The following is a 13021-nucleotide window of genomic DNA, read 5'->3' as shown; positions in this document are numbered from 1 at the left end:
GATGTTGCGGCGTTGGCATTACAGTTTGATGGCAGAAATCCGACAGACATTCCAAATTGATCTGTCAGAACGCCTTCTAAGAGCGAGCCGTTTTAAAAACCCCTTAACATTTCTGCCAATCAATCATCATATTTCCCCCCTAAAGTCGCGGGTTCCTCTAACTCAGCCACTACAAGGACACCCTGATGAGTCGAGATACCGGCGACAACCTGGACCGGAACCAAAGCGGCAACATGCCGATGGCCAACGTCATGGACGCCTACCTCAGCCGCCGCAGCGTGATGCGCGGCAGCCTGGGCGCCGCCATCGCCATGATTGCCGGTACCGGCCTGACAGGCTGCTTCGACGGTGGTGGTTCCGATCACGATGATCCGGTCACCGAGCCACCGGTGACCGAGCCGCCTGTGACCGAGCCGGAGGTGCCGAAACTGGCACTGGGCTTCCAGTCCATCCCGGGCTCGCGCACCGACGCCTGTGTGGTTGCCGCCGGTTACAGCGCCTACGTGCTGGCGCCGTGGGGCACGCCGCTGAACAGCAACGCCAACCCATGGAAGTCCGACGGCAGCAACACCTCGACCGACCAGGCGAACGCCATGGGCATGCACCATGACGGCATGCACTTCTTCCCTATCAACGGCAGTTCGGAAGACGGCCTGCTGGCGATCAACTTCGAATACATTGACACCGCTGCCCTGCACCCGGCCGGCCCGACCACCGATGTCAACGGCAAGCGCCCGGTCGAGGAAGTACGCAAGGAAATCAACGCCCATGGGGCTGGCGTGGTGCGCCTGAAGAAAGTCAGCGGCCGCTGGCAGGTAGTCGACAACGACCCGCTGAACCGCCGCTTCACCACTGCCTCGCGCATGGAAATCACCGGCCCGCTGCGCGGCACCGACCACGTCAAGACCAAGTACTCCACCGCCGGTACCCACTGCCGCGGCACCAACAACAACTGCGGCAACGGTTACACCCCGTGGGGCACCTACCTGACCTGTGAAGAGAACTGGCCGGGCATCTTCGTCAACAAGGGCACCCGCCCCGAAGACCAGCGCCGCATTGGCGTGGGCACCTCCAGCGGCCAATACAAGTGGGAAAGCGCTGCCGGTGACAGCACCGAAGTGGCCGACGAGTTCGCCCGTTTCGACGTGACCGTCAAGGGCGCCAGCGCCACCGACGACTACCGCAACGAAGCCAGCACCTACGGTTACATCGTCGAGATCGATCCGTACAACAGCAGCACCCTGGCCACCAAGCGCACCGCGCTGGGCCGCTTCCGCCACGAGGGCTGTGCCCCGGGCCTGCCAGTCGCGGGCAAGCCGCTGGTGTGGTACATGGGTGACGACTCGAACAACGAGTACCTGTACAAGTGGGTGTCCACCGCTGTGTGGGATGCCGCCGATGCCAACCCGGCCGACCGCCTGGCCACCGGCGCCAAGTACCTGGACCAGGGCAAGCTCTATGTGGCGCGCTTCAATGCCGATGGCACCGGCGTATGGCTGCTGCTGGACGTGGCCACTGCCACCACGGGTGGCAGCACCCTGGGTGCGCTGTATGGTGACCTGCCAGGCATCATCCTCAACACCCGTGGGGCTGGCGATGCCGTGGGCGCAACGCCGATGGACCGCCCGGAATGGACGACGGTCAACCCGCTGAACGGCGATGTGTACCTGACCCTGACCAACAACAGCGCACGCACCCCGGAAAAGGTCGATGCGGCCAACCCGCGCGGCCCGAACCGCCACGGTCACATCATTCGCTGGCACGACAGCGACGACCAGTTGAGCTTCAACTGGGACATCTTCGTGTTCGGCGCAAACGCCGCCGGTACTGCCGACATCAACCGTTCCGGCCTGACCGAACTGAACCAGTTCGCCAGCCCCGACGGCATGAGCTTCGATAGCCGCGGCGTGTTGTGGTTCGAGACCGACAACGGCGAGAGCACCCTCACCGATTACACCAACGACCAGTTGCTGGCGGTGATCCCCACCGACCTGGTGGACGCCACTGGCAAGCAGGTGCCGGTGAACGCACAGAACCAGGTGGACCTGCGCCGCTTCTTCGTTGGGCCGAATGAGTGCGAAGTGACCGGGATAGCCTTTACCCCGGACAACAAGACGCTGTTCGTCAACATTCAGCACCCGGGGAACTGGCCGTATACCGACAAGGCGACCGATGCGACCCCGGCTGGTGCCACCGTTCGGCCGCGGGCTTCGACGGTAGTGATCCAGCGCAATGATGGCGGCGAGATCGGCACTGCCTGATCGACCTGTGCACGGGGGCCGCTTTGCGGCCCTATCGCGACACAAGGCCGCTCCTACAGGGGGTACGCGAACCCTTGTAGGAGCGGCCTTGTGTCGCGATGGGCTGCACAGCAGCCCCGGCAATAGCAAGCCTTACCAGGCCATCGGCTCCCGGCTACGCACCCGCACTTGCTGCACCGGCACCCGGGCATGCCATTGCACCACCCCTAGCGCCTCCACCTGGAATTCGCTGCGCATCACCCGCCCCTCTTCCTCGAACGACAGCTGCAGCAGAAAGTACCCGCTGTTGAGCAGCAAACCCTCACTCAGCCGTTCAAACGTTTCGTCATCCACCGCCCCCAGCGCCTGGCGCAACGCGGCTGCATCCACGTACCCCGACGCTGGCCGCCCGCTGATGATGCGGCTGAGCAACGACCGCGAATAGCGCCCTTCGTACAGCGCCTCCAGTAACGGAAGGTGCTCCAGCCCAAGCGCATTGGCGTTCAGGCGCCAGCCGGTGACCTGGGGCAAGGCGCACAGCATCGGGTAACGCGCCTGGCGGCCGGCGCCGGGCTCCAGCAGCAGGTTCAGTTCGCTGGTATCGAGCATCGGCTGGTTGGCCGCCAGGCGCGGCGGTTGCTGGCGCAGGTACTGTGCGCTTTCGGCGCCCTGCAGGCGGGTGTCGCTGTCGGCGTCGAGCCAGTCGGCCAGCGCATCGACCAGGCGCTCGGCAGCCATGTCGTCGCCCAGCAGGTAGCGCAACTGGCGTTCGGCACGCTCGCCATCGGCCCCCAGCAGCGCATTGACGTTGAAGCAGGTGTGCTGGTCGCGCACCCGCAGTTGCGCCTGACCGGCGCCAAAATCGTAGTTCAGCGGCTGCCCACGCAAGGCCTGCCAAAACAGCGGGCTAAGCCGCCAGGCGGGGTCGCGCAGGGCCTGCTCGGCATAGGCCAGGCCAGCCTGCTCCATGGCCCGCGCCTGCACCCGCTGGTGCAGCAGGCGCACTTCATCCACCTGGCGCCGGCCGTCTTCCACCAGCCAGGCCATGCCCGCCGCCAGCATTGCCAGCACCACCATCACCATCAGCAGGGCCGCACCCTGCTGTTGCCTGCCACCCATCCGTGCGTGCCTCGCTCGCGCAATAAAGACGCCAGTCAACACGCGGCGTGTTGCAGGTAGATGGCAATGCCCGTTCGTCATGTGCACGTCATCTACACGAGGCAGGATTGCCGTTCCTTTTCATGACCTTACAGGAGTGGTCGCAATGGGTGGCATTGGAATCTGGCAACTGGTGATCGTACTGCTGATCGTATTTCTGCTGTTTGGCACCAAGCGCCTCAAGGGCCTGGGCAGCGATGTGGGCGAGGCGATCCAGGGTTTTCGCAAGTCCATGGGCGGCGACGCTGACGCCAGCGCACCTGGCCAGGCACAGGTTCAGCAACAGGCCCCACTGACTGGCCAGGCCACGCAGCAGCCTCAAGCGGACCGTCAGGCCTGATGTTCGAGATAGGTTTCAGCGAGCTGCTGCTGGTTGGCGTCGTCGCGCTGCTGGTGCTGGGCCCGGAGCGCCTGCCGGTGGCAGCGCGCACCCTCGGCCGCGGCCTGGGCCAGGCGCGCCGGGCCATGCACGCCTTGCGCACGCAGGTAGAGCGCGAGATCGAGTTGCCCAACCTCGACAGCGCACCCTTGCAGCGCCTGGAACAGGAGATCCGCCAAGGCATCAGCCTGAACACGGAGCCGGCCAATGATGCGGCCACCGTCACGCTGCGCAAGGAAAACGCCTCATGAGTATTGCCATGGACCCGGCGGCCAGCATGCCGCTGACCGAACACCTGCGCGACCTGCGCAAACGCCTGGTGCGTTGCCTGGCACTGGTGGCATTGGTGTTCGCCGGCCTGTTCCCCTTCGCCCAGACGTTGTACACGCTCATATCCGAGCCGCTGCGGCGCTTTTTGCCGGAAGGCGCGAGCATGATCGCCACCAGCGTCACCTCGCCGTTCTTGACACCCTTCAAGCTGACCGCAATGTGCGCGCTGTTCGTGGCCATGCCGCTACTGCTGCACCAGGCCTGGGGTTTTCTGGCGCCGGGGCTGTACCGCCGAGAGCGGCGCATTGCCTTGCCGCTGCTGGTGTCGAGCATCGTGCTGTTCTATGCCGGGATGGCGTTCGCGTTCTTTCTGGTGTTCCCGATGATGTTCGGCTTTTTTGCCAGCGTAACGCCGGACGGCGTGGCGATGATGACCGATATCAGCCAGTACCTGGACTTCATCCTGGCGCTGTTCCTGGCGTTCGGGTTGGCGTTCGAGATCCCGGTGGCGACGTTCATCGTGGTCTGGGTGGGGTTGGCCGATGTGGCCACGTTACGGCGCAGCAGGCCCTACGTGATCGTCGGGTGCTTCGTGGTGGGGATGATCCTGACGCCGCCGGATGTGTTTTCGCAGACGATGCTGGCGGTGCCGATGTGGGTGCTGTTCGAGGTGGGGTTGCTGGCTTGTGGAATGTTGAAGCAGCCTGAGCAAGGCAAGGAGATTGTGGCTGAACTGTAGGGCCTGTTCGCGGGCACGCCCGCTCCCACAGGGATCGCACAATACTCGAGGGTTGTGCGATCCCTGTGGGAGCGGGCGTGCCCGCGAACAGCCGTGATGCGGTCTAGAACTCGGCGAGCCGCCAGACCTCATAGGCTGGCGTCTCGTACGGGTGGCTTTGCTTGAGCGCAGCGACGGCCTGGGCAATCAGGTCGTCAGCCACCACCAGCTCTACCTTCCACTCCTCCACCACCTCGACCTGGCCAGTTTGCCCGAGGTACGGCTGGCTGCCGTCCAACGGGCGGAACTGGCCCTGGCCCAGGGTTTGCCAGGCACAGTGGTCATAGTCACCGATGCGCCCGCCACCCGCAGCGAACACAGCGGCCTTGACCACTTCGACGTGGCTGGCGGGGACGAAGAAGGCGAGCTTGTACACGCCTTAGTTCACCCACACCCGCGCGTTGCGGAACATACGCATCAGCGCGGCATCTTCCTGCCACTCATCCGGGCGCCAGGAGTTCTGCACGGCGCGGAACACACGCTCCGGGTGCGGCATCATGATGGTCACGCGGCCGTCACGGCTGGTCAGGCCGGTGATACCACGCGGCGAGCCGTTCGGGTTGGCCGGGTAGGCTTCGGTGACCTTGCCGTGGTTGTCGACGTAGCGCAGGGCCACGCAACCGGACAGGTCGGCTTCCAGCAGTGCCGCTTCGTTGGCGAACTCGGCATGGCCTTCACCGTGGGCGATGGCGATTGGCATGCGCGAACCGGCCATGCCCTGCAGGAAGATCGAGTTGGACTTCTGCACCTCGACCATGGCCACGCGCGCCTCGAACTGCTCCGAGCGGTTACGCACGAAGTGCGGCCAGTACTCGGTGCCCGGGATCAGCTCGTGCAGGTTGGACATCATCTGGCAACCGTTGCACACGCCCAGGGCGAAGCTGTCGGTACGCTCGAAGAAGGCCTGGAAGGCGTCACGGGCACGGGCGTTGAACAGTGCCGACTTGGCCCAGCCTTCACCGGCGCCCAGCACGTCACCGTAAGAGAAGCCACCGCAGGCGACCAGGCCCTTGAAGGCCTCGAAGTCGACACGGCCCGCGAGGATGTCGCTCATGTGCACGTCGATGGCGGCAAAACCGGCGCGGTCGAAGGCGGCTGCCATCTCGACCTGGCCGTTGACACCCTGCTCACGCAGGATGGCCACTTGCGGGCGCACGCCCTTCTTGATGTAAGGCGCGGCGATGTCGTCGTTGACGTCGAAGCCCAGCTTGACCGACAGGCCCGGGTTGTCTTCCTCGAGCAGCAGGTCGAATTCCTGGTCGGCGCAGTCAGCGTTGTCGCGCAGGCGCTGGATCTGGTAGCTGGTCTCGGCCCACTGACGCTGCAGCATGCGACGGTCGTCATCGAACAGCGCTTCGCCATTCAGGCTGATGGACACTTCGGCGTTGTTGACCGGCTTGCCGATCACCGCGACGCACTCTTCGCCCAGGCCAGCGGCGCTGAACTGTGCCAGTACGTCCGGGGTGGCATCCTGGCGAACCTGGATGACCGCACCCAGCTCTTCGTTGAAGAGGATGGCCGGGACGTCCTTGCGGTTGTCGGTCAGTGGGTCGAGTTGCAGGTCGAGGCCGCAGTGGCCGGCGAAGGCCATTTCCAGCACGGTGGTGACCAGGCCGCCGTCGGAGCGGTCGTGGTAGGCCAGCAGGTGGCCGTCGGCGTTCAGGCCCTGAATCACGGCGAAGAAGGCCTTGAGGTCTTCGGCGTCGTCGACGTCCGGTGCCTGGGCAGCGATCTTGCCGTAGGTCTGCGCCAGGATCGAGGCGCCCATGCGGTTTTTGCCACGGCCCAGGTCGATCAGGATCAGGTCGGTCTCGCCCTTGTCCATGCGCAGCTCAGGGGTGAGGGTCTTGCGGATGTCGGTGACCGGGGCAAAGCCGGTGATGATCAGCGACATTGGCGAGGTGACGCTCTTCTCGCCGCCCTCATCGCTCCACTTGGTCTTCATCGACATCGAGTCTTTGCCCACCGGAATGGTAATGCCCAGCTCCGGGCACAGCTCCATGCCCACAGCCTTGACGGTGTCGTACAGGCGGGCGTCTTCACCCGGGTGGCCGGCAGCGGACATCCAGTTGGCCGACAGTTTGATGTCGGACAGCTTCTCGATGCGCGAGGCAGCCAGGTTGGTCAGGGTTTCACCGATGGCCATGCGGCCGGACGCCGGGGCATCCAGCAGCGCCAGCGGAGTGCGCTCGCCCATGGCCATGGCTTCACCGGTGTAGACGTCGAAGCTGGTGGCGGTGACGGCGCAGTCGGCTACCGGTACCTGCCACGGGCCGACCATCTGGTCGCGGGCAACCAGGCCGGTGATGGTGCGGTCGCCGATGGTGATCAGGAAGCTCTTGCTGGCCACAGCCGGGTGGTTCAGTACGCGCTGGACGGCGTTGTCCAGGTCCAGCTCGCTCGGGTCGAAGTCATCGCCCAGCTCGGCTTCGCGGGTAACCGAACGGTGCATGCGCGGCGGCTTGCCCAGCAACACGTCCAGCGGCATGTCCACAGGCGTGTTGCCGAAGTGGCTGTCGCTTACGGTCAGGTGCGGCTCTTCAGTCGCTTCGCCGACCACGGCGAACGGGCAACGCTCACGCTCGCAGATGGCCTGGAAACGCTCAAAGTCGACCGCGCTGACAGCCAGCACGTAACGCTCTTGCGATTCGTTGCTCCATATTTCGTGCGGGGCCATGCCCGGCTCGTCATTGGGCACGTTACGCAGCTCGAAGCGGCCACCACGGCCACCGTCGTTGACCAGCTCGGGGAAGGCGTTGGAGATACCGCCGGCGCCCACGTCGTGGATGAAAGCGATCGGGTTGTTGTCGCCCAGCTGCCAGCAGCGGTCGATGACCTCCTGGCAACGGCGCTCCATTTCAGGGTTTTCGCGCTGAACCGAAGCGAAGTCCAGGTCAGCCGAGCTGGCACCGGTCGCCACCGACGAAGCGGCGCCGCCGCCCAGGCCGATCAGCATGGCCGGGCCGCCGAGCACGATCAGCTTGGCGCCGACGGTGATCTCGCCCTTCTGCACGTGGTCTTCACGGATGTTGCCCATGCCACCGGCCAGCATGATCGGCTTGTGGTAGCCGCGCACTTCTTCGCCGTGCGGGGTGTTGATGGCCTGCTCGAAGGTACGGAAGTAACCGGTCAGGGCCGGGCGACCGAATTCGTTGTTGAACGCCGCGCCACCCAGAGGGCCTTCGATCATGATGTCGAGGGCGTCGACGATACGCTCAGGCTTGCCGTAGGCCTGCTCCCAAGGCTGTTCGAAGCCCGGAATGCGCAGGTTGGACACGGTGAAACCGGTCAGGCCCGCCTTGGGCTTGGCGCCACGGCCGGTAGCACCTTCGTCGCGGATTTCGCCGCCGGAGCCGGTGGAGGCACCGGAGAACGGGGCGATGGCGGTCGGGTGGTTGTGGGTTTCCACCTTCATCAGGATGTGCACCGGCTCCTGCACCGCGCCGTACTGGCGGGTTTCAGGGTTCGGGAAGAAACGGCCGGCCACGTTACCAACGATGACCGAGGCGTTGTCCTTGTACGCAGACAGCACGCCTTCGCTGTGCATCTGGTAGGTGTTCTTGATCATGCCGAACAGGCTTTTTTCCTGAGCCTGGCCGTCGATGTCCCAACTGGCGTTGAAGATCTTGTGGCGGCAGTGCTCGGAGTTGGCCTGGGCGAACATCATCAGTTCGATGTCGTTCGGGTTGCGCGCAAGGTTCTGGAAGGCCGCGACCAGGTAGTCGATCTCGTCTTCGGCCAGGGCCAGGCCCAGGTCGATGTTGGCCTGGGCCAGGGCCTCACGGCCACCGCCCAGGATGTCCACCGAGGTCATCGGCTTGGGCTGGGCGTGGCTGAACAGGTCGGACGCCTGCTCCAGCTGGCCGAGCACGCGCTGGGTCATGCGGTCGTGCAGCTCGGCGGCAATCAGTGCGGCATCAGCGTCGCTCAGGGTGCCGGCCACGTAGTAGGCGATACCGCGCTCCAGGCGCTGGATCGACTGCAGGCCGCAGTTGTGGGCGATGTCGCTGGCCTTGCTGGCCCACGGCGAAATGGTGCCCAGGCGCGGCACGACCAGGAACAGGCGGCCGGTCGGCTCCTGTACCGGCACGCTCGGGCCGTACTTGAGCAGACGGCCCAGCACCTGCTGCTGGTCGGCGGTCAGCTCGCCGTCGACATCGGCGAAGTGGGCGAATTCGGCATACAAACCAGTAACAGCGGGGACTTTCTGGCTCAGTTGCTCGAGTAATTTACCGTGGCGAAAGGCAGAAAGGGCAGGAGCGCCGCGCAGGATCAACATCGTCGGGACAGCCTCAGGAAGGGGTGTGCTTAGAGGCCGTGCATTCTAGCCTAATTCGATGGCTTTCGGCACCCGCTCTAAGCCACGGCTGCCGGGCGGCGTAACCGGACTTTCGGGTCAAAAAAATCCACCCGCCGCACACAGTCCCTGTAGGAGCGGCCTTGTGTCGCGATGGGCTGCATAGCAGCCCCGGCAATTCGTGCCGGTACTCAGATTTTGGGGCCGCTGCGCGCCCCATCGCGACACAAGGCCGCTCCTACAGGCAAGCGAGGGCGCTGACATTGCACAGAAAGCGCTACCAGACAAGCTAACCGTTGTCGAGATATGGTTGAACCGGTCCTTTGCGTATACTGCAACCTATGTTCGCCCACACTGCTTTGCGCCAGCGTTGCGCCAAATGGCTTTTCGCAACCGGACTCTTTCTGCTGCTCGGTGCCTGCGTTGAAAAACCCAGCACCCTCGAGCGCGTGAAGGAGGATGGCGTGCTGCGCGTGATCACCCGCAACAGCCCGGCCACCTACTTCCAGGATCGCAACGGCGAAACCGGTTTCGAGTACGAGCTGGTCAAGCATTTCGCCGACGATCTCGGTGTGAAGCTGGAGATCGAGACTGCCGACAACCTCGATGAGCTGTTCGACGACCTCGGCAAACCCTCCGGCCCGGTATTGGCAGCAGCCGGCCTGGTCAGCAGCGAGCGGCGCGCGGCCCAGGCGAAATTCTCGCACCCGTACCTGGAAGTGACCCCGCAGGTCATCTACCGCAACGGCCGCCCGCGCCCGACCAACGCCAAGGGCCTGGTCGGCAAGAAAATCATGGTGCTCAAAGGCAGCAGCCATGCCGACCTGCTGGCCGAGCTGAAAAAACAGAACCCCGGCCTGGAATATGAAGAGTCGGATGCCGTGGAGGTGGTCGACCTGTTGCGCATGGTCGACGAAGGGCAGATCGACCTGACCCTGGTCGACTCCAACGAGCTGGCGATGAACCAGGTGTACTTCCCCAACGTACGGGTTGCCTTTGACGTGGGCGACACCCGCGACCAGCGCTGGGCAGTGGCAGCGGGCGAAGACAACAGCCTGCTCAACGAAATCAACGAATTTCTCGACAAGGCGCAGAAGAACGGCACGCTGCAACGCCTGAAAGACCGCTATTACGGCCATGTCGACGTATTGGGTTATGTGGGTGCCTACACCTTCGCCCAGCACCTGCAGCAGCGCCTGCCCAAGTACGAAAAGCACTTCAAGAGCTACGCCAAGGTCGAGCAGGTGGACTGGCGCCTGCTGGCTGCCATCGGCTACCAGGAATCGATGTGGCAGCCAGAGGTCACCTCCAAGACCGGTGTTCGCGGCCTGATGATGCTGACCCAGCGCACCGCCCAGGCCATGGGTGTGTCCAACCGGCTGGACCCGAAGCAGAGCATCCAGGGTGGTGCCAAATACTTCATGAAGATCAAGGCCGAGCTGGACGACAGCATCAAGGAGCCAGACCGCACCTGGTTCGCCCTGGCTGCCTATAACGTCGGCGGCGGCCACTTGGAAGACGCCCGTACCCTAGCCAAGCGCGAGAAGCTCAACCCGAACAAGTGGCTGGACGTGAAGAAAATGCTGCCGCGCCTGTCGCAAAAGCAGTGGTACCGGCAGACCAAGTACGGTTATGCCCGTGGTGGCGAGCCGGTGCACTTCGTGGCCAACATCCGTCGTTACTACGACATCCTTACCTGGGTGACCCAGCCGCAGCTCGAAGGCCAGGTGGCCGAAGGCAACCTGCATGTGCCTGGGGTGAACAAGGACAAGCCAGCGGATCAGTCGCCGCCGATGTAGGCACCACCGCCCTCAGGCCAATAGATTTCCTGTAGGAGCAGCCTTGCGCTGCGAAGAGGCCGGTATAGCCACAAAGAATCTATTGCCATGCGGGCCTCTTCGCAGCACAAGGCTGCTCCTACAGGAACTGCGCCTCTCTGGAGCGCTAAGCCTTGGCCCGGCGGGCCCTGAAGAAGTCGCTGAGGATCTGCCCGCACTCCTGCGCCAACACCCCGCCCTCCACCATCACCCTGTGGTTGAGGAACCCCTGGCTGAAGAACTGCCCCTGGCTCTGCACAATGCCTGCCTTGGGCTCGAGCGCACCAAATACCACGCGCATCACCCGCGAGTGCACAATCAGCCCCGCACACATGCTGCACGGTTCCAGGGTCACGTACAGGGTGCTGCCGGGCAGGCGGTAATTGCTGGCCGATTTCGCCGCTGCACGGATGGCCACCATCTCGGCATGCGCACTGGGGTCGCTGTCGATGATCGGCCGGTTGAAGCCCTGGCCGATCACCTGCCCATGCTGCACCAGCACCGCCCCCACGGGCACCTCGCCCAGCGCCGCACCTTCGGCGGCCAGGGCCAGGGCCAGCCGCATGAATTCCTGATCACGGCTGCGATCGATGATCTGAGGGCGCATCAGACCACCGCAATCGCGGCCATCAGGCCGGTTTCCATGTGGTCGATGACGTGGCAATGGAACATCCAGGTGCCCGGGTTATCCGCCACCAGTGCCACCTGTGCGCGCTCGTTCTTGCCCAGCAGGTAGGTGTCGGTGAACCACGGCTCCTTGATGTCGTGACGGTTGGAGCCGATCACCTTGAAGCTCATGCCGTGCAGGTGGATCGGGTGCTGGTACTGGGTCATGTTCTTCAGCTCGAAGATGTAGCTCTGGCCCTTTTTCAACGTGGCGATGGGGCGGTCGGCGCAGGTCTTGTCGGTGATATCCCAGGCCTGTCCGTTGATCTGCCACATGCTCGACGGTTTGTTCGGGTCGGGGGTAACAGAGACGCCGGCCGCCCACTCGAAATTGAAGTTGAGCTTTTCGGCATTCTCCAGGTCCGGCTCCGCGATCGGGTTGGCCGGCAGCGCTGGCGGCCAGTCACTCGGCGCGTCATTGCTGGCCACCGAACGCAGGGTACCCAGGCGCACGAAACCATCGCGCAGGGAGATCTCCTCGCCTGCCTCGGGAATACGGATAGCGAGGCAGATGCGCATGCCAGGGCCGAGCCAGTACTCGTCCTCCAGTGGTCGCGGGGTCACCGGATTACCGTCGAGGGCATAGATTTTCGCCTCGCAGTTACCCTTGAGGTTCAGGCGGTACGTCCAGGTGTTGTCCAGGTTCAGCAGGCGCACCCGCACCACTTGGCCAGCAGGCAGCTCGGTGACGGAGCCGGCCTGACCATTGATGGTGATCAAGCGCCCGGCGGTGCCGTTGCGCGCCGCCTCGCGAGGGATGCTGAAAGGCAGCCAGGCCCCCTGCTCGTCCACATGCCAGTTCTTCAGGCTCAACGTGCGCTCGTGCTGGAACCCTGTAGGCTCGCGCTCCTCAACGATCAACGGGCCGACCAGGCCGCGCCCCAGCTCTTCGGAGCTGCTGACATGCGGGTGGTACCAGTAGCTGCCGGCGTCCGGCACGCGGAACTTGTAGTCGAAGTACTCGCCAGGCTTGACCGGCAGTTGCGAGACATAGGGCACGCCGTCCATTTCCAGCGGCAGGCGAATGCCATGCCAGTGGATGGTGGTTTCCACCGGCAGGTGGTTGATGAAGCGTACCCGCAACCAGGTGCCCTGGCGCACGCGCAACTCGGTGCCCGGGGCCGATGGGCCGAACGCCCAGGCCTCGGTCTTGAAGCCCGGCACCAGTTCGACGTCCAAGGGCGCGGCGATCAGCTCGTAGTCATGCCCGGCGTTGTCGTCTTCGACCTTGCCCAGCCAGTAACGCGCCGCGCCACCGGCGCCCAGGCCAACCACAACCAGGCCGGTGAGGCCCTTGAGCATTTGTCGACGGGTGAAGGACATCGGTGCGGGTACCTCGTGTTCTGCGCAATCAAGCTGCCAGCAGTGGCTGGCGATGAAGGGCGAATACGATACACCTGCAAATGGGAAAGATTA

Annotated in this window: 10 protein-coding genes; 5 read left to right on the top strand and 5 right to left on the bottom strand. The window is 64.2% G+C overall.

Annotation, left to right across the window (positions count from 1 at the left end; genetic code table 11):
• Positions 1-185: 185 nt before the first annotated feature.
• A complete protein-coding gene (locus ABI582_RS17380) occupies positions 186-2261 on the top strand; it encodes a PhoX family protein (RefSeq protein ID WP_442119808.1) in 2076 nt (691 codons plus the stop codon).
• 132 nt (positions 2262-2393) lie between these two features.
• Here ABI582_RS17380 and gspK read toward each other — a convergent pair whose 3' ends face one another.
• Positions 2394-3359: a type II secretion system minor pseudopilin GspK gene (gene gspK, locus ABI582_RS17375; RefSeq protein WP_442119807.1), complete on the bottom strand. Its 966-nt coding sequence runs from the start codon at positions 3357-3359 to the stop codon at positions 2394-2396.
• A 145-nt stretch (positions 3360-3504) separates the two neighbouring features.
• On the opposite strand from gspK, the gene tatA reads away from it, so the two are divergent.
• Genes tatA through tatC form a run of 3 tightly spaced genes read left to right on the top strand, consistent with a single transcriptional unit; the run spans position 3505 to position 4786 of the window.
• On the top strand, positions 3505-3738 hold the full coding sequence (gene tatA, locus ABI582_RS17370) for a twin-arginine translocase TatA/TatE family subunit (protein ID WP_043196800.1): 234 nt from the start codon (positions 3505-3507) through the stop codon (positions 3736-3738).
• Positions 3738-4028 carry a Sec-independent protein translocase protein TatB gene (gene tatB, locus ABI582_RS17365; RefSeq protein WP_442119806.1) on the top strand — a complete coding sequence of 97 codons (291 nt, stop codon included), beginning with the start codon at positions 3738-3740 and terminating at the stop codon, positions 4026-4028. The genes tatA and tatB overlap by 1 nt, the downstream gene beginning before the upstream one ends.
• Positions 4025-4786 carry a twin-arginine translocase subunit TatC gene (tatC, locus tag ABI582_RS17360; RefSeq protein ID WP_442119805.1) on the top strand — a complete coding sequence of 254 codons (762 nt, stop codon included), beginning with the start codon at positions 4025-4027 and terminating at the stop codon, positions 4784-4786. Before tatB ends, tatC begins: the two co-directional genes overlap by 4 nt.
• A gap of 103 nt (positions 4787-4889) precedes the next feature.
• Here the strand turns inward: tatC and ABI582_RS17355 are convergent, their stop codons facing one another.
• Both ABI582_RS17355 and purL read right to left on the bottom strand, forming a co-directional pair.
• A complete protein-coding gene (locus tag ABI582_RS17355; protein ID WP_019470324.1) occupies positions 4890-5201 on the bottom strand; it encodes an NIF3 1 in 312 nt (103 codons plus the stop codon).
• A 3-nt stretch (positions 5202-5204) separates the two neighbouring features.
• Complete coding sequence (gene purL / locus ABI582_RS17350; protein WP_442119804.1) at positions 5205-9104, bottom strand: phosphoribosylformylglycinamidine synthase; 3900 nt, start codon at positions 9102-9104, stop codon at positions 5205-5207.
• Between the two features lie 359 nt (positions 9105-9463).
• Between purL and mltF the strand changes: the two genes are divergently transcribed.
• A complete protein-coding gene (gene mltF / locus ABI582_RS17345; protein WP_258655451.1) occupies positions 9464-10921 on the top strand; it encodes a membrane-bound lytic murein transglycosylase MltF in 1458 nt (485 codons plus the stop codon).
• 145 nt (positions 10922-11066) lie between these two features.
• Here the strand turns inward: mltF and tadA are convergent, their stop codons facing one another.
• A complete protein-coding gene (gene tadA, locus ABI582_RS17340; RefSeq protein ID WP_338746233.1) occupies positions 11067-11546 on the bottom strand; it encodes a tRNA adenosine(34) deaminase TadA in 480 nt (159 codons plus the stop codon).
• On the bottom strand, positions 11546-12928 hold the full coding sequence (locus tag ABI582_RS17335; protein ID WP_442119803.1) for a multicopper oxidase family protein: 1383 nt from the start codon (positions 12926-12928) through the stop codon (positions 11546-11548). Before ABI582_RS17335 ends, tadA begins: the two co-directional genes overlap by 1 nt.
• Positions 12929-13021 lie beyond the last annotated feature (93 nt).

The organism is Pseudomonas sp. SAS7 (genome assembly GCF_052112345.1).
Classification (GTDB): domain Bacteria; phylum Pseudomonadota; class Gammaproteobacteria; order Pseudomonadales; family Pseudomonadaceae; genus Aquipseudomonas; species Aquipseudomonas putida_Q.
Note: the sequence above shows the minus strand (reverse complement) of the source record. Positions and strands in the feature narration are given on the sequence as shown.